This is a genomic window from Delftia sp. DLF01 (genome assembly GCF_014852125.1).
Classification (GTDB): domain Bacteria; phylum Pseudomonadota; class Gammaproteobacteria; order Burkholderiales; family Burkholderiaceae_C; genus Comamonas; species Comamonas acidovorans.
The window spans coordinates 835,320-856,358 of sequence record NZ_JACVAZ010000002.1; the positions used below are offsets into that span (position 1 = coordinate 835,320).

Here is a 21,039-nt window from a genome sequence, read left to right on the forward strand (position 1 = left end):
GGAAGACATTGCCGCGGATTATCCACTGTCGCCGCATCCCCCGCGAAAGGCTCCGGATGCGGGGTCCAAGGCCGCCCCTGCACCCGGCACCAGCGCTGTCATCAACTGTTACGCAACGGATATAACGGCGCGATGCTGCGCCGCACGATCGAAGTGGCCTCAGGCCGCTTTGACCGCGTCGGCAGGCAGGCCGCTGGCATCGCCCCAGCGGCGCTGCGCCATGACCAGCAGGCCTTCGAAGATGAGGTTGTCCACCAGCTCGAAGGGCCGCGTCATGCTGGGCACCATCTTCCAGCCTGCACCGCCGGCCATGACGCAGGCAGGCTCCATGCTGCAGTGCATGTACAGATGCTGGTACATGCGCTCCACGGCCCCGGCGATGGCGTAGGTGCCGCCACTGGTCAGCGCGTCGCTGGTGTTGGTGGGGAATGGCGTGACTGCACCCGTGGGTACGTGCAGGCCGGCCGTGCCGCTTTCCAGGGCGCGCAGCATGATGCCGTGCCCCGGCAGGATCAGGCCGCCCATGAAGTGGCCGTGCTGGTCCAGCGCATCCACGGTGACGGCGGTGCCGATCATGACCACGATCAGGGGCCGCTCTGGCCCGCGCTGCAGGATGTGCTGGCGCGCGCCGATCATGGCCACCCAGCGGTCCGCCCCCAGGCGCGAGGGGAAGTCGTAGCCGTTGGTGACTCCGGCCTCGGCCGCGCCGGGCACGGCCCACTGCGGCTCGAAATCCCATCCCAGCATCATGTCGATCTGGTCGTGCACGCGCCGGCGCGCCGTGTCGCCGGCCACCACGCAGCCCAGCATGCGCGTAGGCGTGGGCAGGTCGCTCCACGGCCCTTCGGCCAGGTGCTCGATGTGCTCCAGGAACTCCGCGCCGTGCGCCAGCAAAGCGGCACCAGGCCGATGCGCGTCGTACATCGCCCATTTCAAGCGGGTGTTGCCGATGTCTATGGCCAAAAAAGTCATGGGCGCGATTATCGGAGTTTTCCGGAGGATAGCGTCAGCCATGGACGACAACTGAGTGAGGACGTGAACGCAAGAATGGCGCAAATGTCAAAAATCCGGGAGCGCTCCTGCCCGGCAGCGCGCGCTGCCACTGTTAGGCGTTACATTGGCCTTTCCGTTTTTCCACCCACCAACAGGAGTCACCCATGGGACTTTTCAGTTTCATCAAGGAAGCCGGCGAAAAGCTGTTCGGCGGCAGCGCCGCACAGGCAGCCGAGCCTGCGCAAGACCTGAATGCCAAGGCCGCCAAGGCCATCGAGACCTATATCGGCACGCAGAACCTGGGCGTCAGCGACGTGAAGGTGCAGTTCGACGGCTCGCAGGGCAAGGTCACGGTGCTGGGCACGGCGCCCACCCAGGCGGTCAAGGAAAAGGTAACGCTGTGCTGCGGCAACGTCTCCAGCGTGCAGTCGGTGGACAACCAGATGACGGTGACCAACCCCGAGCCCGAAGCCCAGTACCACGACGTGGTGCGCGGCGACACGCTGTCGGCCATTGCCAAGAAGTTCTATGGCGATGCCAACAAGTACCCCGTGATCTTCGAGGCCAACAAGCCCATGCTGAGCCACCCCGACAAGATCTATCCCGGCCAGAAGCTGCGCATTCCGGCGCTGTGATCTCTTTGCCTCCGTGAAAAAACCGCCTTCGGGCGGTTTTTTCGTGGGCTCAGTCAGTAGTCAGTATTTACCGCTCAACAGCGCACCGAATCCCGGAACAGCTGTCGGCAAGCCCAGGCGCTTGAGCATCATGAACGTCGTGGCCACCGAGGAAGACAGTACCGGCAGGCCCACGCGGTCCTCGATGGGCTGCACCGAGGCCAGCGAGGGCATCTGCACGCAGGCCGAGGCGATGACCGCGTCGGCGTTGGCCGTGTTCAGGCGCCGCGTGATCTCGATGGGTGCGCGCGCATCCTGGGCGCCCACCTGCAGGTTGTCGGCAATCTCCAGCGAGATGCTGTCCACCACTTCGATGCCTTCGTTCTCTATGTAGTCGATGACCAGTTGCGTCAGCGGCTTCATGTAGGGCGCCAGCAGCGCCACCTTCTTCGCGCCGATGGCGTGCAGGCCATCGATCAGGGCGCCGGCGCTGGTGACCACGGGCGCGGGACCGCCGTTGTCCACGGTGCGCTGGTGCAGGCGCGCTTCCGAGACACGGTGATAGCCGCGCCCCATGCTCATGATGGCCACCAGGCAGGCATAGCCGAGCACATCGACACGCGCATCCGACAGTTCCAGCGCGCAGCGGTCGCTATCGCCGTCCATGGCGGCCAGTTCCTCCTTGGTCACGTGCTTCATGCGCATGCGGCTGGAGTGGAAGGTGAAACGTTCGGGCGCCAGCGCCTCGCGGGCGCGCAGGATGGCGGGGATCTCGGTCTCCATCGTGGTGTTGGAGCTGGGCACGATCTGCCCGATGCGGAAATGGGTTTTGCTAGTCATATCAGTTCTTCATAGCGCTGGACATAAAACTTGCGCGCCCCCACTCAGAGACACCGAGGAAGGGCCGCCCCGCCCCGAGGGTGTCGTCCCCCTCCCCCGCGAAGCGGGTAGAGAGGGGGAAGCGGCGTAAGCCGCTCAGGGGGTGCCACCCATCAATCCACCGTGATGTGGTTGGCCTTGATCACCTTGCCCCAGTGGTCCGTCTCCCGCTGGACCAGGGCGCCCAGCGCCTGCGGGCCGAGGAATCGCGGCTCCACGCCCTGCAGGGCCGCGCGCTTTTGCACGTCGGGCGACTCCAGGGAGGTCTTGAGCGCGTCCGACAGTCTGGCGATGGCCTCGGGCGGCGTGCCCGCAGGTGCGAACAGGCCGACCCAGGCTTCCAGCTCGAAACCCGGCAGGCCCGCTTCGGCCGTGGTGGGCACATCGGGCAGCATGGGATGGCGCGTCTTGCTGGTCACGGCCAGGGCCCTGAGCTTGCCCGTCTGCACATGGCCCAGCACCGAAGGCGGTGTGGTGATGAACATCTGCACCTGGCCGCCCAGCACGTCCTGGATGGCCGGGCCGGACCCCTTGTAGGGCACATGCGTGATCTGGGTCTGGGTCACCTGGGCGAACACGGCCGTGCCCACATGGGATAGCGAGCCATTGCCCTGCGACGCGTAATTGACCTTGCCCGGGTTCTTGCGCAGATAGGCGATGAACTCCTGCAGATTGTTCGCCGGAACGGAAGGATGAACGGCGATTACATTGGTGGCGGCCACGATCAGCCCCACGGGCGCCAGCTCGGACTGCGCCCAGGGCAGCTTGGGGAACAGTGCCGGATTGCCCACGTGGTAGGCCGAATACGAGGCCAGCAGCGTGTAGCCGTCCTTGGGCGACCGGGCCACCATCTGGTAGGCAATGTTGCCGCTGGCGCCGCCCCGGTTGTCCACCACGACCGACTGCCCCAGCAGGCGCGACAGCGGGTCGGACGCCAGGCGTGCCGCCGTGTCCACCACGCCGCCGGGCGGGTTGGGGACCACGAGGGTGATGGACTTGGTTGGAAAGGCCTGGGCCTGGACGGTTCCTGCGCCCAGCAGGGCGGCCGCTGCCAGGCCGGCGGCCTGCAGCACAATGCGTCGATTCATGCTTGTCTCCATGTTCTCTTTGTACCGGCGCATTCTTGCGGGCCTGCACGCGGCCGAACAGCCGTATCTCGTTGATCCATCCTTCGTCTGCGGTGGAGGATGGGAATGATCAACCTGCACCGATTCGATCTGCTGACGCTGCGCCTGTATGTGGCCGTGGTCGATGCCGGCAGCCTGACGGCCGGCTCGCGCACGCTGGGGCTGTCATTGGCGGCCGCCAGCAAGCGCGTGGCCGAGCTGGAGCAGCACTGCGGCGTGACCCTGCTGGTGCGCAGCAAGCGCGGCGTCACGCCCACGCCCGCCGGCCAGAGCATGTACCACCATGCCGTGGACGTGGTGGCCCGGCTGGAGCACCTGGCCCTGGCCATGGACGACTTTCGCAGCGGCGCCACGGGCCAGTTGCGTCTGTGGGCCAACAACTCCGCATTTGCGGGATTTCTGCCCCGGCTGCTGGCCGACTTCATGGCGGCCCACCCGGGTGTGTCGGTGGACCTGGAAGACGCGCTGAGCGAGGAGTCCGTGCGCGCCGTGCTCAGCGGCGTGGCCGAGCTGGCTATCATCGGGGAGAACACGCCCCTGGAAGGGCTGAGCACCCAGGTCTGCGATGTGGACGAGCTGGTGCTGGTCATGCCGCGCGGCCATGCGCTGGACACGGACGACGCCTCCCCCGTGCCCCTGGCCACCGTGCTGGACCACGACTTCGTGAGCCTGGCCCGCTCCACCTCGCTGATGCGGCGCATTGCGGCCGAGGCCGAATCCATCAACCGGCCCGTGCGAATCCGCATCCAGGTGCGCAGCTTCGACGCCATGTGCCACATGGTCTCGGTCGGGCTGGGGCTCGCCATCCTGCCGCGCGCGGCCACCGCGCCGCACCTGGCCGCGCGGGCACTGCGGCTGCGCCCGCTGGGGGCGCTCAACACCCGGCGCCGGCTGCTGCTGGCCATGCGCTCGCAGGCCACGCTGTCAGGACCGGCCCAGGCCCTGGTGGACATGGTGGCTGCCCGGGCGGCGGCGTTGGGATTCGCGGAGCCGCAGCCCTGAACGACGCCAGGTCGGCGCCGGCTTACTGGCGCCAGGGCAGGCCGCGCAGGCGCCAGCCGCCGACATGGCCGCGCTGGCCGTTGGCGTCCACATCGCCCTCGAAGCCTTCGAGGATGTTGTAGGCCTCGATGCCCAGTTGCGCCGCGCGCTGGGCAGCGGCCACCGAGCGCACGCCGCTGCGGCACAGCAGGACCACCTTGCCGCCTTCAGGCACGGCGGCGCGCAGCTGGCTGTCGAAATCGGGGTTCATCGCCATGGACGGCCACTGCTTCCAGGCCACGGCCACGGCACCCGGTACGCGGCCCACCCAGTCGCGCTCTGCATCGGTGCGCACATCGACGAGCACGGCTTCGCCGGATTGCTGCCATTGCCAGGCGAGTTCGGCAGGAATGTCGCCTGCATAGCCCTGTGCGGGCTGGACGGTCAGGGGAATGGCTGCGGGAACGGGAGCGTTTGCGGACATGGATTGGCTTTCTTGATAGGACGCGGTTGTGTGCCCGGCAAGAATAACCGTCCAGCCCGACTGGCGCCGGCTCGCCGGTGCCCGGATCGCCTACTCCCAGGGCGGCAGCAGCCTGTCGCGCAGCACCTGGCGCTGCGCCTCCCAGCCCGGCATCACGCTGGCCACCGTGGCCCAGAAGCGCGGGCTGTGGTCCATGTACCGCAGGTGGGACAGCTCGTGCACGACCACGTAGTCGATGACCTCGGGCGCGTGCTGCATGAGCCGCCAGTTCAGCCGGATGGCGCCGGCCGTGTTGGCACTGCCCCAGCGCGTGCTTGCGCTGGTCAGTCTCAGGCTGGTCCACTGCACGCCCAGGAGCGGCGCGTGGCGCTGCAGGCTGGCCGTGAACCAGGAGCGCGCCTCGCGCAGCATCCAGGCCTGCACGCAGGCGCGCACCTCGGCGGCCGATGCCCCGGGCGCCAGCGGCAGGTGCAGGGACTGGCTGCCGTCGGCCGCCTGTTCACGGTGTACCTGGCGCGTGCGCAGCGGCTGGGTTTCGCCGCCGGTCAGGCACAGCTGCAAGGGGCGGCCCAGATAGCCGATCTCTGCGCCGTGCTCCCAGCGGATGCGTGCCGCATGCTGGGCTTGCTGGCGCTGGCCGGCCTCATGCAGCTTGCGCAGTATCCAGCCCGATTTCGCCTCCAGCGCCTGCGCGATGGCAGCCATGTCGACCCAGGCAGGTGCGCTGACCACCAGCCCCTGCGCGCCGATGGTGAAGCCTATGGTGCGCCGGCGCGAGCGCTGCAGCCGGTAATGCAGCACCTGCCCCTGGAGGACCGCCTGCTGGTTGGCCTCCGGGTGGACGCGGGGACTGGGCTCGGGGATGGCGGATGGAGATGGGAGAGATGTAGGAGAAGGAGGAAGAGGCGCGGACGAAGGCTGGGCGGGGGCAGCAGCCCCGTCACGGCGCGGCTTCAGCCCGCCGTCCTGCGTTTGCACGGCAGGTGGCAGCAGCCAATCCCAACTGCGCTGTGCCGGGTCCGCCATGCCGCTCTCCGGCGCCTCAGGCGCGGTAGGCCTCGGGGTCGAGGCGCTGCATTTCGGCCTCGATCCAGTTTTCGACTTCCACCATCAGCTCCTCGTGCTTGCGGCCCACGGAAGGAATGGGCTTGCCGATGGAGACATCGACCACGCCCGGCGTCTTGATGAAGGCCTTGCGCGGCCAGCACTTGGCCGAGGTGACGGCCACGGGCACGACCGGCACGCCGGTCATGATGGCCAGGCGCGTGGCGCCGGTCTTGTACTCGCCCCTTTGGCCGCGCGGGATGCGCGTGCCTTCGGGAAACATGATCACCCAGGTGCCCTGGCCCAGCAGGCGCTTGCCCTGCTCGACCACCTTGTGGAAGGCGCGCGAGCCGTGCTTGCGGTCGATGTGGATCATGTCCATGCTGCCGATGGACCAGCCGAAGAAGGGCACCATGAGCAGCTCCTTCTTGAACACATAGGCCAGCGGGCGCGGCATGATCGCCGGCATGAGGAAGGTCTCGTAGGTGGACTGGTGCTTGACCAGCAGCACCACGCCCTGCTTGGGGTCGGTGGGCAGGTTCTCCATGCCCTGCACGCGGTGGCGCACGCCCATGATGACGCGGGCGCTGTCCACCGACAGCTTGAGCCAGGCGCGCGCCACGGCATAGACGCGGCGCGGCCCGCCGCCCAGCCAGCGCGTGAGCAGCACGGCCAGGGTGTAGGGGATCACGGTGATGCCCATCCAGAGCATGTGGAGGGTGGAGCGGATCAGGGACATGGCGGCAGTGTGGTGCAGAAAGCGGCGCAGGGGCCGGGCGGCAGGCCCGGGCCTTGCGCCCTCAGGAATCGGAATTCACAAAGATAGCATTGTGCGCACGACGGCAGGCCGGCGGCGCATGGGCAAAGCGCCGTTCGGGCGTTCAGGCGTTCAGGGAGCGGGTGCGGCATCTGCCGGAACCAGCGCATCGGCCAGCGCGGCCAGGCTGGCGTGGCGCTGGGTGCCGGGCGGCAGTCCGGGCGGCAGCGCCCCGTCCAGAGACACTCCGGCGCTGGCGCCCGTGCAGACCAGGTGCAGGCGCGCGCCCATGGCGGCGCCGGCCTGCAGGTGGGCCACGCAGGAGCCGACCACCCACAGCTGGTGCCCCTCGACGCCGAAGCGCTCGGCAATTTGCTCGAACAGCGCCGTGCCGGGCTTGCGGCAATGGCATTCCTCGTCCGGGGCATGGGGGCAGTAGAAAACCGCATCGACGCGCGCGCCTGCCGCAGCCATTTCGCGGTGCATGCGCGCGTGCACGGCATTGAGCTCGGTCACGTCGAACAGGCCCCGGCCCAGGCCCGGCTGGTTGGTGGCGACCACCACATGCCAGCCGGCCCGGTTCAGGCGCGCCACGGCTTCCAGCGCCCCGCGCTGGGCCTTCCAGGCCTCGGCCGAGCCGATGAAGCCCTCCTCACCGATCTGGTTGAGGGTTCCGTCACGGTCCAGGATCGCAATTTTCATGGTCGGGTCCCAAGAATGTCAGAACTCAATTGCGCGCGTCCCAAGACGAGGGACACCGAGGAAGGGCCGCCCCGCACCGAGGGTGTCGTTCCCCTCCCTTGCGAAGCAAGTAGAGAGGGGGAAGGCGCAAAGCGCCTCAGGGGGTGCTCCATTTACGCCAGACGAGACAGGTCGGCGACCCGGTTCATCGCTTCATGCAAAGTCGCCAGCAGGCCCAGGCGGTTGGCCTTGAGCGCCGGGTCTTCGGCGTTGACCATCACATGCTCGAAGAAGGCATCGACCGGGGCGCGCAGCGCGGCCAGGGTCTGCAGGCTGGCCGTGTAGTCGCCGGCAGCAAACTGCTGCTGTGCCTTGGGCGCCACCGATTGCAGGGCTGCGTACAGGTCCTTCTCTGCCACCTCGGCCAGCACGGCCGCATTGACCTGGGCCTGCACGGCCTGGTCGGCCTTCTTGAGGATGTTGCCCACGCGCTTGTTGGCGGCGGCCAGAGCCGGTGCCTCGGGCAGCTCGCCGAAGGCGCGCACGGCCTCCAGGCGCTTTTGCACGTCGGACAGGCGCTGCGGGCGCAGGGCCAGCACGGAGTCCACTTCCTGGGCCGAGAAGCCCTGCTCGCGCAGGTTGCCGGCCAGGCGGTCGTAGATGAAGTCGGCCAGCTGGGGCGTGGCGTCCTCGATCTTGTCGCCGAAGGCAGGCAGCACGCTGACCAGCAGGGTTTCCAGGTCCAGTGCCAGGTCCTTCTCGACCAGCATGCGGATCACGCCCAGCGCATGGCGGCGCAGCGCGAACGGGTCGCGGTCGCCCGTGGGCAGGTTGCCGATGCCGAACATGCCGACCAGGGTTTCCAGCTTGTCGGCCAGGGCCACGACCACGCCGGCGTTGCCGCGCGGCAGTTCGTCGCCCGCAAAGCGGGGCTTGTAGTGGTCCTCGATGGCATCGGCCACGGCCACGTCCAGGCCGTCGTTGAGCGCGTAGTAACGGCCCATGGTGCCCTGCAGCTCGGGGAACTCGCCCACCATGTCGGTCACGAGGTCGGTCTTGGCCAGTTGCGCGGCCAGATCGGCCTGCTGGGCCAGGCCCGTGTCGCCCAGCTGGCGCGCAATGCTCTTGGCGATGGAGCGCACGCGCTCCACGCGCTCGCCCTGGGTGCCGAGCTTGTTGTGGTAGACCACCTTGCCCAGCCCGTCCACGCGCGAGGCCAGGGTCTTCTTGCGGTCCTGGTCGAAGAAGAACTTGGCGTCGGCCAGGCGCGGGCGCACCACGCGTTCGTTGCCGCCGATGACGGCGCTGGCATCCTGGGGGCTGATGTTGCTGACCACCAGGAACTGGTGGGTCAGCTTGCCGGCGGCGTCCAGCAGCGGGAAGTACTTCTGGTTGGCCTTCATGGTGAGGATCAGGCATTCCTGCGGCACGTCGAGGAATTCCTTCTCGAACTCGCAGACCAGCACATTGGGACGCTCGACCAGCGCCGTGACCTCGTCCAGCAGGGCATCGTCCTCGATGGGACGGACACCGCCGCCCACGCGCTCGGCAGCGGCCTGCAGCTGGCGCGCGATCTCGGCACGGCGCTCGGCGAAGCTGGCGATGACGGCGCCTTCCTCGCGCAGCTGCGCGGCGTAGTCATCGGCGGAGCGGATGACCACGGGATCGACCGCCGCCTCGAAGCGGTGGCCATGCGTGGCCGTGCCGGCCGTCAGGCCCAGGGCCTTGACGCCGATCAGCACCTCGGTGCCGTGCAGCACCACCAGGCCGTGGGCCGGGCGCACGAAATGGACGCTGCTCCAGCCGTCAGCCAGCTGGTAGCGCATGACCTTGGGGATGGGCAGCTTGGCAATGGCTTCGTCCAGCGCCTTTTGCACGCCGTCGGCCAGCATCACACCGCGCACGGTGGAGGCGTGGAACAGGGCTTCGGCCTTGCCTTCGCCCTGGCGGGCCAGGCTGGCAACGGCTTCTTCGCCGGCACCCAGGGCGGCCAGCTTCTTGATCAGGGCGGGCGTGGGCTTGCCGTCGGCGTCCAGGCCCACGGAGACGGGCATGAGCTTTTGCGACACGGCCTTGTCCTCGGCCTGGGGCAGGACTTCGGTGATGTGGGCGGCCAGGCGGCGCGGCGAGGCATAGGCCGTCAGGCGCGCTTCGCTGGAGGCCAGCAGGCCCTGGGCCTTGAGCTGCTCGAACAGCACGCCGGCAAAGGCGTCGCCCAGCTTTTGCAGCGCCTTTGGGGGCAGCTCTTCGACAAACAGTTCAACAAGAAGATTCGATGCGTTCATGGTCTGGTGTTCTCTCGGTGCAGCGGTGTCCGCCTCAGGCGGCCTTCTTGCCCTGTTGTTCGGCGGCCTTGGCCAGCTCGGCCAGCACTTCGTCGGCATGGGCCTTGGGCGCCATGGGGAAGCCCAGGCGCGCACGGCTGTCCATATAGGCCTTGGCCACGGCGCGGGCCAGGTTGCGGATGCGGCCGATGTAGGCGGCACGCTCCGTCACGCTGATGGCGCCGCGCGCATCGAGCAGGTTGAAGGTGTGGGCGGCCTTGAGCACCTGCTCGTAGGCCGGCAGCGCCAGCTGTTCACCGATCAGGTGGTTGGCCTGCTTTTCGTAGGCGCCGAAGGCGGTGAACAGGAAGTCGGCGTCCGAGTGCTCGAAGTTGTAGGTGGACTGCTCCACCTCGTTTTGGTGGTAGACGTCGCCGTAGCTCAGGCCGTCGGTCCAGGTCAGGTTGTAGACGTTGTCCACGCCCTGCAGGTACATGGCCAGGCGCTCCAGGCCGTACGTGATCTCGCCCGTGGCGGGCTTGCAGTCGATGCCGCCGACCTGCTGGAAGTAGGTGAACTGCGTCACCTCCATGCCGTTGAGCCAGACTTCCCAGCCCAGGCCCCAGGCGCCCAGCGTGGGGTTCTCCCAGTCGTCCTCGACGAAGCGGATGTCGTTCTTCTTCAGGTCGAACCCCAGGGCTTCGAGCGAGCCCAGGTACAGCTCCAGGATGTTGTCGGGCGCGGGCTTGAGCACCACCTGGAACTGGTAATAGTGCTGCAGGCGGTTGGGGTTGTCGCCATAGCGGCCGTCCTTGGGGCGGCGGCTGGGCTGCACGTAGGCGGCCTTCCAGGGCTCGGGGCCCAGGGCGCGCAGGAAGGTGGCGGTGTGCGAGGTGCCCGCGCCCACTTCCATGTCATAGGGCTGGAGCAGCGCGCAGCCCTGGTCGGCCCAGTAGGACTGCAGCTTGAGGATGATTTGTTGGAAAGTGAGCATGACTTGTTTCAGGCGTCGCACGCAGGCCGGGGCCGCGCCGGTGAATGAGAGGCGGCTCGCGCCGCGCAAACGACGATTTTAAGGCGCCGCCCGGCCGTGCGCCGTGGCGCGGGCCTGCGGCCCCACGGCAGACGCTCCACAGGGCGATCTGCATCAAAAAACGGAGCAGGCGACACATGCCGGCAAAGGCCGTGGCGCGCGAAGCCCCGAAAGCCCGCCTTGCACGACGCATCCGGATCATTTTTTGACAATTCACCAGGGCAGCGGCCGGTGACCGTTCGCCACGCCGCCATGCACGCCCCCTAGAATGGCCCACTGACCTTTTTTGTCGTGGACCACCACCGCCCCGGAGCCTGCCATGAACCTGATGAACATCATCACCAAGCAACTGATAGAGATCATCGAGTGGACCGATGACTCGCGCGACACGCTCTCCTACCGCTGGCCCGATGACGACAAGGAAATCAAGAACGGCGCCCAGCTCATCGTGCGCGAGTCGCAGCAGGTGCAGTTCGTCTCGGCCGGCCAGTACGCCGACCTGTTCAGCCCCGGCAAGCACACGCTGACCACGCAGAACATTCCCATCCTGTCCACCATCCAGGGCTGGAAGTACGGCTTCAACTCGCCGTTCAAGTGCGATGTCTACTTCATCAACACGCGCCTGTTCACGGGCAACAAATGGGGCACCTCCAACCCCGTGATGGTGCGCGACAAGGACTTCGGCGCCGTGCGCCTGCGCGCCTTCGGCACCTACGACTTCCGCATCGTCGAGCCGGCCAAGTTCCTCAAGGAAGTGGCGGGCACGGACCAGAACTTCCGCATCGACGAGTTCGCCGACACCATGCGCTCGCGCATCATCAGCGTGTTCACCGAGTCGCTGGCCAAGGCCCAGGTGCCCGTGCTGGACGTGGCCCAGCGCTATGGCGAGCTGGGCGATGCGCTGCTGCCGCTGATCAACCCGGCCATGACGGACAAGTACGGCCTGGAGATCACCAGCTTCGTGCTGGAGAACGTGTCCGTGCCGCCCGAGGTGGAGCAGGCCATCGACAAGCGCTCCAGCATGACGGCCATCGGCAACCTCAACGACTACGTCAAATACCAGATGGGCCAGGCCATGACCACGGGCGGCGAAGGCGCTGCCGCAGCCACCCTGCCCGCCACCATGGCCATGGGCTTCGGCATGGCGCAGGAGATGATGAAGAGCATGCAAAACGGCGGCGGCGGTGGCGTACCGGCCGGCCAGGGCCAGGCGTCCGATCCGTTCTCGCCCGCTGCCGCACAGGCGGCCCAGGCCTCCGCAGCGCCCGCCGCCGGTGGACTGCAGGTGCTGACACCGGCGCAGGCGGCCCAGGTGCTGGGTGTGAGCGAGGCCGATGTGCTGGCCGAGATCCAGGCCGGCAACCTCAAGGCACGCCAGATCGGCAGCCAGTGGCGCATTGCGCAAGCCGCACTCGATGACTTCCTGCGCGGCTGACATTTCCGTGGTTTGACCCTTTGCGGCGCCAGGCCCTGCCTGGCGCCGCGTCCCGTTTTCCAGGACCGATGCCGTGAGCGCGCCCTCCTCCAGTTCCTCCAGCACCTCGACTTCCCCCGCCTCCGGTTCCTGGGAGGCCGCAGCCGCCGCGCCGACCATGGTGCGCAAGCACCCCTGCCCCGAATGCGGCGCCAACCTCGAATGGAATGCCCAGGCCCAGGCGCTCAAGTGCCCGTACTGCGGCACTACGGTGCCCTGGAGCGAGGAAACGCGCGAGGAACTGGGCCGCGATGTGATCGAGCAGGACCTGGCCGAGGCGCTGCGCAACCCCAAGTCCGGCCGGGGCTGGGGCACGGAGGACCGCTACGAGGTCCAGTGCCAGAACTGCCGCGCGATCTCGGTCTTCGTGAACCGCACCGTGGCCCAGCGCTGCGACTTCTGCGGCTCGCCCTCCATCGTCGCCCATGAGGACCAGGGCGATGCCATCACACCGCAGAGCATCCTGCCCTTCAAGATCAGCGACGGCCAGATCCGCGACCGCATCCGCCAGTGGTACGGCAGCCGCTGGTTCGCGCCCAACCGCCTGAAGTCCGCCGCGCTGACCGACACGCTGCACGGCGTCTACCTGCCCTACTGGACCTTCGACGCCCACGCCAGCGCCGACTGGCAGGCCGAGGCGGGCTTCTACTACTACACCACCGAGTCCTACCGCGACAGCAACGGCAACGTGCAGACGCGCCAGGTGCGCCATGTGCGCTGGGAGCCGGCCTCGGGCAGCCTCGCCCATTTCTTCGACGACGAACTGGTGCCCGGCACCGTGGGCGTGCACGCCAACCTGCTGCGCCAGGTGGAGCCCTTTCCCACCACCACCGACCTCAAGCCCTACACGCCCGAGTTCGTGCGCGGCTGGACCGTGGAGCGCTACCAGATCGACCTGGGCAAGGCCGCCCAGGTCAACGTGCAGGACATGGACGAGCAGCTGCGCGCCCTGTGCGCGCGCCAGGTGCCCGGCGACACCTACCGCAACCTGCAGATGCAGCGCGAGTACCAGGGCCGCACCTTCAAGCACATCCTCGTGCCGGTCTGGCTGGTGGGCTACACCTACGGCAGCAAGACCTTCCAGATCATCGCCAACGGCTACACGGGCCAGATTGCGGGCGAGCGCCCCTACAGCGCCCTCAAGATCACGCTGGCCGTGCTGGCCACGATCATGGTGCTGGCGCTGCTGTGGGTGATGTTCGGCAAGTAAGTAGGCCGGCTGCCGCTCACCACGCGCTCCAGACCTCCTCGGCCAGACCGAACGCCGTGCTGGCGCCGGACCCGCCCGTGACAGCGACCACGCGTGTGGCCTCGTCGGGCGCATGCACCACGCAGGGCGCGTCCTGCGCACTCGGGTAGACGCCCACCCAGCGCTCCACCACCTGCGCATCGCGCAGGTGCATGGCCTCGTTCATGTGGCGCAGCATCAGCCGGTCCACGGCTTCGCTGGCAAAAGGCGGGGGCGCTGCGCCGTAGTGGTGGGAATCGCCCACCACCAGGCTGCCGTCGGCGCTTTGCACGGCGATCAGGTGGATGCCGTGGGCCAGGCTTTCGCCCTCCTCCCGCTCCAGTTCGGCGCGCAGCGCGGCGGCTTCGGGCAGGGCGCTGTAGCCCTCGTATCTGACCATGCTCAGGTCTCCCATGACCGAGCCCTTGAGCCGAAAGCCCGGCTGCGGCCGCACGCGCAGCATCTGCAGCTGGCACAGCTGGATGCAGTGCGGCGCCCACAGGCCGGCGAACAGGCCGCCAGGGTCGGCGTTGTTGCAGACCACCACGCGTTCGCCGTGGTAGCTGGCGCGCGTGCTGCGCACCCGGGGCGCGGCCACCTCGAGCACGGCCTCGCCAAAGCGGAAATCCACGCCCATGGCCTGCTCCAGCCACTGCGCCAACCTGGGAATGGCCGTGCGCGACTCCACGCGCAGTTCATGCGGGCTGTAGAGCACGGCGGACAAATCCTCGGTACGCAGTGCAGGATGGCGCTCGGCGGCCTGGGCCGGCGTGAGCAGCTCGCAGCGCTCGCCCATGGAGGTGCTCAGAAAGGCGTGGAGCACGGCCTCGGCGCTGGGGCGGCGCGCCGTCAGCCACAGGCCACGGTGCACGACCTCGATGCCGGCCTGCGGCGCGATCTCGGCCCAGGTGTCGCGCGAGCGCATGGCACGCCGCCAGTGGGCACCGGCCTGCTGGCCCGTGACGGTCACAAAGCCGAAGTTGCGGATGGAGGCGGAGATGCATGCCGCGTCGCGCTCGATGACAAGCACGCTGCGGCCACGGCGCGCAGCCGCATAGGCGTGGGCCAGGCCGACAATGCCGGCCCCCACCACGATCAGGTCGTAGTTCTTCATGGGAAAAAACGGAGGAAGGAAGAGAGAAGGGATCAGCGCTGGCGCCAGCGCTGCGTGCGCCGCTGCACCCAGGCATCCAGCGCCGCGATCTGCAGCCGGCCCGTGGCGGCGGTGGCAAAGATCAGCGTGGCCATGGCGGCAGCGGGCGCGGTGTCGCCCGCGTCGTCCATGGCCAGCACGGCCACCGAGGCCAGCGTGGTCTCGGGCGAGTAGAGGAACACCACGGCCGACACCGTGGTCATGGCGTTGACGAAGAAGTAACCGGCCACCTGCATCACTACGGGCATGCACACCGGCAGGTGCACGCGCCACAGCAGTGTCCAGAAGGCCACGCCCAGGGAATCGGCCACGCGCTCGTATTCGGCATCGAGCTGCTGCAGCGCGGCCAGTTGCGTGATGTGCGCCACCGAGAAGAAATGCGCCACCGAGCACAGCACCAGGATGGCCATGCTGCCGTACAGGAAGTGCAGCGGATTGCCCTGGGCATTGAAGAACAGGATGTAGCCCAGGCCCAGCGCCAGCCCCGGCACGGCCATGGGCAGCGTGGCCACGGCATGCAGCCACTGGCGCGTGCGCGCCCAGCGCTGTGGCTTGGCCACCAGGTAGGCGGTCACAAAACTCAGCACCGCCCCCACCACCGCCGTGGCCAGCGCCATGGACAGCGAGTTGCCATAGCTGGCCCAGCCGCCGCCGTCCATCATGTCGAAGCGGTAGTTCTTGAACGTCAGCGTGAGGTTGTAGGGCCAGTAGCTGACCAGGGAGGCCAGCACGGCCGTGCCCATGACGGCCAGCAGCGCCAGCGCCACCAGCGCGCAGTACGCAAGCAGCGCGCGGTCCAGCGGCGCATGGGGCTGGGGCACCAGCGGCACGGAGCGCACGCCCATGGTCGCCGCCTGCCGCGCACGCAAATGGCGCTCTGCCGCAAAGGCCAGGCCGGCCGGCACCAGCAGCAGCATGGCCACCACGGCACCCATGGACAGCTTTTGCTGGCCGATGACCTGCTTGTAGATATCGGTGGCCAGCATGGCCGTGTTGCCCCCGATGACCTTGGGCACGCCGAAGTCGGTCACCACGAGCACGAAGACCACGATCCAGGAAATCATCAGCCCGTAGCGGCTGGCCGGCAGCGTGACCTGGCGGAAGCTGCGCCAGCGGCTGGCGCCCAGCGTGGCGGCCGCCTCGTACAGGCGCGCATCGCCCGAGGCCAGCGTGGTGCACAGGATCATCAGCGCATGCGGAAAGGTCCAGAGCACCGAGCCCACGATGATGCCGAAGGGCCCGTAGGCCGAGCCCCCCTGCAGCCAGCCCTTGAGCAGGCCCTGGCTGCCGAACAGGTAGATCAGGCTGATGGCCATGAGCAACGAAGGCGCCAGCAGCGGCACCAGGGCCAGGCCCCGGAACCAGCGCGCCAGCGGCATGCAGCTGCGCACCACGCCATAGGCGTAGACATAGGCCAGCAGCACGCAGACCGTGCTGCTCACGGCCGACAGCCACAGGCTGTTGAACAGCGATTGCGCCACGCCCGGCATGCGCGCATAGGTGATGAACTGGGCCAGGCCCGTGAAGCGGCCCTCATCGTCCCAGAAACTCCTGCCCAGCAGGCTGGCGACCGGCAGGGCGATGGTGGCCAGCAGCCAGGCCAGTGCGCCCAGCACCAGGGCGCCCAGCCACCAGCGCTCCCAGCCTGCGCTGCGCCCCTGCGGACGCACGGGCCCTGCAGGCGCGCTGCGGCGGGCGCAAGCGGAGCGGCCCACCGGCACGGGCACGGAAATGGCCGTGTCCATGGGATGCGCGCTCATGCGGCCTTCCTCACGTCGGGCGCCGCCAACGGCTGCAGCGCGGCGGCGGGCAGCTCCATCAGCACCTCGCCCTGCAGCCAGTCGGGCAGGCCCACGTCGTGGCGCAGGGGCCACTGGGCGTCAACCTGGCATTGCAGCGTGGGGCTGAACAGGCGCACCAGGGCCATCGATCCCAGGAAGGAGGTCTCCACCACGCGGGCGCGGAACAGGTTGGCCAATGCCGTGGGCTGGGCCGGGTGCAGCACCACGCTTTCGGGCCGCACGCCCACCAGCAGGGCAGCGCCAGGCTCGAAACCGGCCAGCGCGCAGTGCAGGCTGGTTTCGCCGATGCGCACCTGGTCCGCCGATTCGGCCGTGGCCGGCAGCAGGTTCATGCGGCCCACGAAGCCGGCCGCGAACTGGCTCACGGGCCGGGCATAGAGCTGCTCGGGCGAGCCCTGCTGCTCGATTCGGCCCTGGTGCATGAGCACCACGCGGTCGGCCATGGACAAGGCCTCTTCCTGGTCGTGCGTGACCATGATGGAGGCAATGCCCAGCTGGCGCTGCAACTGGCGGATCTCGCTGCGCAGCTCGGTGCGCACCTGGGCGTCCAGCGCGGACAACGGCTCGTCGAGCAGCAGCAGGCGCGGCCGGGGCGCCAGCGCACGGGCCAGGGCCACGCGCTGCTGCTGGCCGCCCGACAGCTGGGCGGGGTAGCGCTGGGCCTGCGCGCCCAGACCCACCAGGGACAGCATCTCGGCCACACGCTCGCGCGCCTGCGCCGCAGGCTGCCCGTTCAGCCCGAAGGCCACGTTCTGCGCGGCCGTGAGATTGGGAAACAGCGCATAGCTCTGGAACACCACGCCAAAGCCACGGCGCGCGGCCGGCCAGCGCGTGATGTCATCGCCCTGGAACAGCACCCTGCCCTCGTCAGGCATGTCGATGCCGCAGACGATGCGCAGCAGCGTGGTCTTGCCGCAGCCCGAAGGGCCGAGCAGGCTGACGAACTCGCCCGCCTCCACGTTCAGGTCAATGCCGCGCAGCACCTGCTGCTCGCGGTAGCGCTTGGCGATATGGTCTATGCGCAGCATGGCGTGGCTCCGGCTTACTTTTTCTCTGCCTTGGCTTCGTAGCGGCGGCTCCACTCGGCCAGGATGCGGTCGCGGTTATCGGCGGCCCAGTTGAAATCGTTCTTCGCCAACCGCTTTTCCAGATCGGCGGGAATGAACTCCAGCCTCTCCTGCGCCTCGGGCAAGGCCAGCACGGCGAAGTTGGCGGCGTAGAGCTTGTTGGCCTCTGGCGTCACGGCCCAGTCGGCCAGCGCCTTGGCGGCTTCCTGCTTCTTGCTGGTCTTGAGGATGGCCGTGGCCTCCACGTCCCAGCCCAGGCCTTCCTGCGGGAAGACGATGTCGATGGGCGCGCCGTCCTTTTTGGTCTTGCTGGCGCGGTACTCGAAGCTCAGGCCCACGGGAAACTCGCCGGCCCCCGCCTGGCGGCAGGGCTTGGAGCCGCTGTGCGTGTACACGCCCATGTTCTGGTGCAGGCCGTCCATGTAGGCCCAGCCCTTTTCCTCGCCCATGATCTGCAGCCAGGCCGCGACCATCAGGTAGCCCGTGCCGCTGGAGGCCGGGTGGGGCATGGTGATCGTGCCCTTGAACTCCGGCCTGACCAGATCGGCCCAGCTGGCGGGCACCGGCAGCTTGCGCTTGCCGGCCTCCACGGTGTTGAAGCAGATGGCCGAGGACCACAGGTCCATGCCCACCCAGGTCGGCTGCGCGCGCGGATCGCGCATGTTGGCGCGCACCTTGTCCAGGCCCTTGGGCGCGTAGGGCTGGAGCATGCCCTGCTTGTCCAGCAGCATCAGCGAGGTGGCGGCCACGCCCCAGATCACGTCGGCCTGGGGATTGGCCTTCTCGGCCAGCAGGCGGGCCGTGATGATGCCTGTGCTGTCACGCACGAACTTGAGCTCGATCTCGGGATGGGCCTTCTCGAAGCCGCTCTTGTAGGCCTTGATCTGGTCGGCCTCCAGCGCGCTGTAGACCAGCAGCTCGGTCTTGGCCGCGTGGGCAAGGGTAGCGAATGAGGCGACGGTCAGCGCCGCAGAGGCAATGGCGAGGCGGAGGCCCAGGGAGGCAAGGGTGTGGCGCATGGCGTGGCAGTTCCGTTGTGGGTTCGTGGACAGGTGGCAGGTTCACCACCTCTGACATCCACTTTAGGAAGCGCAGGTGAAACGCCCGTGTCACACAACGGAAATTTGACGAAGCGGGTATTGGCGGATTTGGGTGCCCCACCCATCGCCCACCCCGTCTCTTCAGCCGCGCGGCTTGCCCCTGCCTGTGCGCGTTGCCTGGGCGGCCTGGGCCGCCTGGGGCTGCAGCGCATCCAGCAGCCGGTCCTGCAGGCGCGCGCGGTAGGCAAGGTTCTGATCCAGCCTGGCGGCCAGCGCGTCGATGTGCTCGCGCATCAGTTGCTCGGCGCGCGCCATGTCGCCGGCCGCCAGCGCATCGACGATGGCCTCGTGGTCGGCATTGGAGTGCTGTGCCTCGGTCTGCGACTGGTACAGCGCAGACACCAGGGTGGTGCGCGCCGACAGGTCGGCCATCATGGCCGTGAGAAAGCGGTTGCCCATCTGCTCGGCCAGGCAGACGTGGAAGTCGGCCAGCAGCACGCTGCGCTGGCCGGCGTTGTCGGCCTCTGCGATGGCGCCGCGCTCCTGTGCCACATGCTCGCGCAGCGTGCGTATGGCCGCCTGCAGCGGCCGGCCCGCGTCGCGCAGCATGCCGGACTCCAGCACGCGGCGCGCGGCATAGGTTTCCTGGGCTTCCTCGAACGAGGGCTCGACCACGTACCAGCCCTGGCGCGAGCGCACCTCGACGAAGCCGCGCGCCTGCAGCTGCATCAGCGCCTCGCGCACCATGGTGCGGCTCACGCCGAAGACCTCGGCCAGTTCCTTTTCGCCCAGGCGTTCGCCAGGACGCAGCTTGCGCTCGACGATGGAGCGCATCACGCGCTCGGCGATCAAGGCCGGCCCGGTGGCCGGCGCATCCTGCGGCTCGGACATGGCAGCCTCCTCAGGCCGCGGCCGGAATACGGCGCGGGCGCAGCGTGGCCATCACCCAGTACACGCTGCCGCCAATCAGCACGCCGAAGAACCAGCCGTAGGTGCCCCACCAGACCGGCAGCAGGCTGGTGAAGTTGGGCAGGATGGTGGAGAACACGCTGCCGATGCCCGTGGCGATGAGCGCGTTGACGTTCCAGCCGCCCTCGTAGCGGTACTCGCCATGTTCGTCATACAGCGCGGCCACGTTGATGTTGCCCTTGGCCACCAGGTAGTAGTCCACCAGAATGATGCCCAGCAGCGGCCCCATAGTGGCGCCGATGGCGTTCACGAAGTGGGCAGCGCCGCCCTCCCATGGTGCAAAGGGGTAGAGAGCCAGGGCGATCAGTGCGGCGATGTATCCGCCGCGCTTGAAGTCGATGCGCTTGGGAAACACGTTGGAAATATCGAAGGCCGCCGAGACGAAGTTGGCCACCACGTTGATGCCCAGCGTGGCCACGGCAAAGGTGACGGCGGCCAGCAGGGCCAGCACCCAGCTGTCGAACTTGGCCGAGATCTGCTCGGGGTGCAGCAGCACCTCGCCATAGACCTTGAAGGCCGCAATCGTGGTGATGCCGGCCACCAGCGAGAAAGCGATCAGATTCACGGGCAGGCCCCAGAGGTTGCCCTTGGCGACCGCTTCCTTGTTCTTCGCATAGCGCGAGAAGTCGCAGAAGTTCAGGTACAGCGCCGCAAAGTAGGTGATCCAGGTCGCGCCCACGGCCATCAGCGCCCAGAAGCTGCCCGGCGCGCCGCTCACCCCCGCATCCTTGGTCTTGTCCAGCAGCACATCCATGGGAATGCCGTGGTCGAAGCTGAAGCCGCCGGCCTTCACGCACAGGCCGATGGCCAGCACCAGCATGGCGATCCACACGGCAGGCCCGGCCCAGTCCTGGAATCGCCGCACGGTCTCCATGCCCCTTTGGATGATCAGCAGCTGCAAGGCCCAGATGACCACGTAGCAGATCACCTCCAGTCCCGAATGGCCCAGCCAGTGCGTGGTCTGGTGGAAGGACAACAGGGCGTCATTGCGCACCAGCAGCGCCACCATGGCGCCCGAGGCGGCCGCCGTCTGCGCGCCATACCAGAAGCAGGCCACGACGGCGCGCACCAGCGCCGCCAGATTCGCCCCCCAGACCCCGAACGAGGCACGCGCCAGCACCGGGTAGGGCACGCCGGTCTTCTCACCCGCATAGCCCACCAGGTTCATCAGAAAAAAGATGACCAGGGAGCTGATGCCGATGGCGATCAGAAAATTGACGAAGCTGCCGCACAGCAGAAACAGGCTGGCCGCCAGGTAGTAGCCCCAGAGGCTATGCACGTCCGAAGTCCAGACGTTGAAGATGCTGAAGGCGCCCCAGCGGCGGTCCCTGGTGGGCGCCAGATCTTCGTTGTAGAGACCTGGCGAGGGGTTGCGGATGTCCATTGATGCGCTCCTTGACCACGAGTAATCACTGACACAAGACCAGCCGAAAACCATGATCAGCTGGC

19 protein-coding genes are annotated in these 21,039 nt (G+C 68.0%); 4 read left to right on the forward strand and 15 right to left on the reverse strand.

Annotation, left to right across the window (positions count from 1 at the left end):
- Window positions 1–159: 159 nt before the first annotated feature.
- Complete coding sequence (locus tag IB269_RS12215) at window positions 160–972, reverse strand: type III pantothenate kinase (protein ID WP_034390266.1); 813 nt, start codon at window positions 970–972, stop codon at window positions 160–162.
- 185 nt (window positions 973–1,157) lie between these two features.
- Here IB269_RS12215 and lysM point away from each other — a divergent pair, with 185 nt between their 5' ends.
- Window positions 1,158–1,628, forward strand: coding sequence for a peptidoglycan-binding protein LysM (gene lysM / locus IB269_RS12220; RefSeq protein WP_013804236.1), 471 nt, complete (start codon window positions 1,158–1,160; stop codon window positions 1,626–1,628).
- 60 nt (window positions 1,629–1,688) lie between these two features.
- Here lysM and IB269_RS12225 read toward each other — a convergent pair whose 3' ends face one another.
- A complete protein-coding gene (locus tag IB269_RS12225; protein ID WP_318652153.1) occupies window positions 1,689–2,447 on the reverse strand; it encodes an Asp/Glu racemase in 759 nt (252 codons plus the stop codon).
- 152 nt (window positions 2,448–2,599) lie between these two features.
- A complete protein-coding gene (locus tag IB269_RS12230) occupies window positions 2,600–3,574 on the reverse strand; it encodes a Bug family tripartite tricarboxylate transporter substrate binding protein (RefSeq protein WP_123694138.1) in 975 nt (324 codons plus the stop codon).
- A gap of 105 nt (window positions 3,575–3,679) precedes the next feature.
- Between IB269_RS12230 and IB269_RS12235 the strand changes: the two genes are divergently transcribed.
- Window positions 3,680–4,615, forward strand: coding sequence for a LysR family transcriptional regulator (locus IB269_RS12235; protein WP_192367262.1), 936 nt, complete (start codon window positions 3,680–3,682; stop codon window positions 4,613–4,615).
- Window positions 4,616–4,637: 22 nt separating this feature from the next.
- Here the strand turns inward: IB269_RS12235 and IB269_RS12240 are convergent, their stop codons facing one another.
- The 6 genes from IB269_RS12240 to glyQ all read right to left on the reverse strand — a co-directional run bounded on the left by IB269_RS12240 (window position 4,638) and on the right by glyQ (window position 10,818).
- Entirely contained in the window at window positions 4,638–5,078 is a 441-nt protein-coding gene (locus tag IB269_RS12240) for a rhodanese-like domain-containing protein (protein WP_123694140.1), read from the reverse strand.
- Window positions 5,079–5,168: 90 nt separating this feature from the next.
- The gene (locus IB269_RS12245) at window positions 5,169–6,104 is read right to left on the reverse strand and encodes a M48 family metallopeptidase (protein ID WP_192367263.1); all 936 of its coding nucleotides are present in this window, start codon (window positions 6,102–6,104) and stop codon (window positions 5,169–5,171) included.
- Between the two features lie 16 nt (window positions 6,105–6,120).
- On the reverse strand, window positions 6,121–6,861 hold the full coding sequence (locus IB269_RS12250) for a lysophospholipid acyltransferase family protein (RefSeq protein WP_013804242.1): 741 nt from the start codon (window positions 6,859–6,861) through the stop codon (window positions 6,121–6,123).
- A 150-nt stretch (window positions 6,862–7,011) separates the two neighbouring features.
- A complete protein-coding gene (locus IB269_RS12255) occupies window positions 7,012–7,581 on the reverse strand; it encodes a D-glycero-alpha-D-manno-heptose-1,7-bisphosphate 7-phosphatase (RefSeq protein ID WP_013804243.1) in 570 nt (189 codons plus the stop codon).
- 152 nt (window positions 7,582–7,733) lie between these two features.
- Window positions 7,734–9,845 (reverse strand): glycine--tRNA ligase subunit beta, encoded by a 2,112-nt coding sequence (glyS, locus tag IB269_RS12260; RefSeq protein ID WP_192367264.1) that lies wholly within the window; start codon window positions 9,843–9,845, stop codon window positions 7,734–7,736.
- 34 nt (window positions 9,846–9,879) lie between these two features.
- Complete coding sequence (gene glyQ, locus IB269_RS12265) at window positions 9,880–10,818, reverse strand: glycine--tRNA ligase subunit alpha (protein WP_012203218.1); 939 nt, start codon at window positions 10,816–10,818, stop codon at window positions 9,880–9,882.
- A gap of 358 nt (window positions 10,819–11,176) precedes the next feature.
- Here glyQ and IB269_RS12270 point away from each other — a divergent pair, with 358 nt between their 5' ends.
- Complete coding sequence (locus IB269_RS12270) at window positions 11,177–12,292, forward strand: SPFH and helix-turn-helix domain-containing protein (RefSeq protein WP_192367265.1); 1,116 nt, start codon at window positions 11,177–11,179, stop codon at window positions 12,290–12,292.
- Window positions 12,293–12,365: 73 nt separating this feature from the next.
- The gene (locus IB269_RS12275) at window positions 12,366–13,541 is read left to right on the forward strand and encodes a zinc ribbon domain-containing protein (RefSeq protein WP_318652154.1); all 1,176 of its coding nucleotides are present in this window, start codon (window positions 12,366–12,368) and stop codon (window positions 13,539–13,541) included.
- A 16-nt stretch (window positions 13,542–13,557) separates the two neighbouring features.
- Here IB269_RS12275 and IB269_RS12280 read toward each other — a convergent pair whose 3' ends face one another.
- From IB269_RS12280 to IB269_RS12305, 6 genes are all read right to left on the reverse strand, one after another.
- The gene (locus IB269_RS12280; RefSeq protein ID WP_192367266.1) at window positions 13,558–14,673 is read right to left on the reverse strand and encodes a TIGR03364 family FAD-dependent oxidoreductase; all 1,116 of its coding nucleotides are present in this window, start codon (window positions 14,671–14,673) and stop codon (window positions 13,558–13,560) included.
- Between the two features lie 32 nt (window positions 14,674–14,705).
- Window positions 14,706–16,472 (reverse strand): putative 2-aminoethylphosphonate ABC transporter permease subunit, encoded by a 1,767-nt coding sequence (locus tag IB269_RS12285; protein WP_192367267.1) that lies wholly within the window; start codon window positions 16,470–16,472, stop codon window positions 14,706–14,708.
- Window positions 16,469–17,542: an ABC transporter ATP-binding protein gene (locus tag IB269_RS12290; protein WP_192367268.1), complete on the reverse strand. Its 1,074-nt coding sequence runs from the start codon at window positions 17,540–17,542 to the stop codon at window positions 16,469–16,471. Before IB269_RS12290 ends, IB269_RS12285 begins: the two co-directional genes overlap by 4 nt.
- A 14-nt stretch (window positions 17,543–17,556) precedes the next feature.
- Window positions 17,557–18,600, reverse strand: coding sequence for a putative 2-aminoethylphosphonate ABC transporter substrate-binding protein (locus IB269_RS12295; protein ID WP_192367269.1), 1,044 nt, complete (start codon window positions 18,598–18,600; stop codon window positions 17,557–17,559).
- A gap of 162 nt (window positions 18,601–18,762) precedes the next feature.
- Complete coding sequence (locus tag IB269_RS12300) at window positions 18,763–19,512, reverse strand: GntR family transcriptional regulator (RefSeq protein ID WP_192367270.1); 750 nt, start codon at window positions 19,510–19,512, stop codon at window positions 18,763–18,765.
- Between the two features lie 10 nt (window positions 19,513–19,522).
- A complete protein-coding gene (locus IB269_RS12305) occupies window positions 19,523–20,974 on the reverse strand; it encodes an NCS1 family nucleobase:cation symporter-1 (RefSeq protein ID WP_065345363.1) in 1,452 nt (483 codons plus the stop codon).
- Window positions 20,975–21,039: the final 65 nt, after the last annotated feature.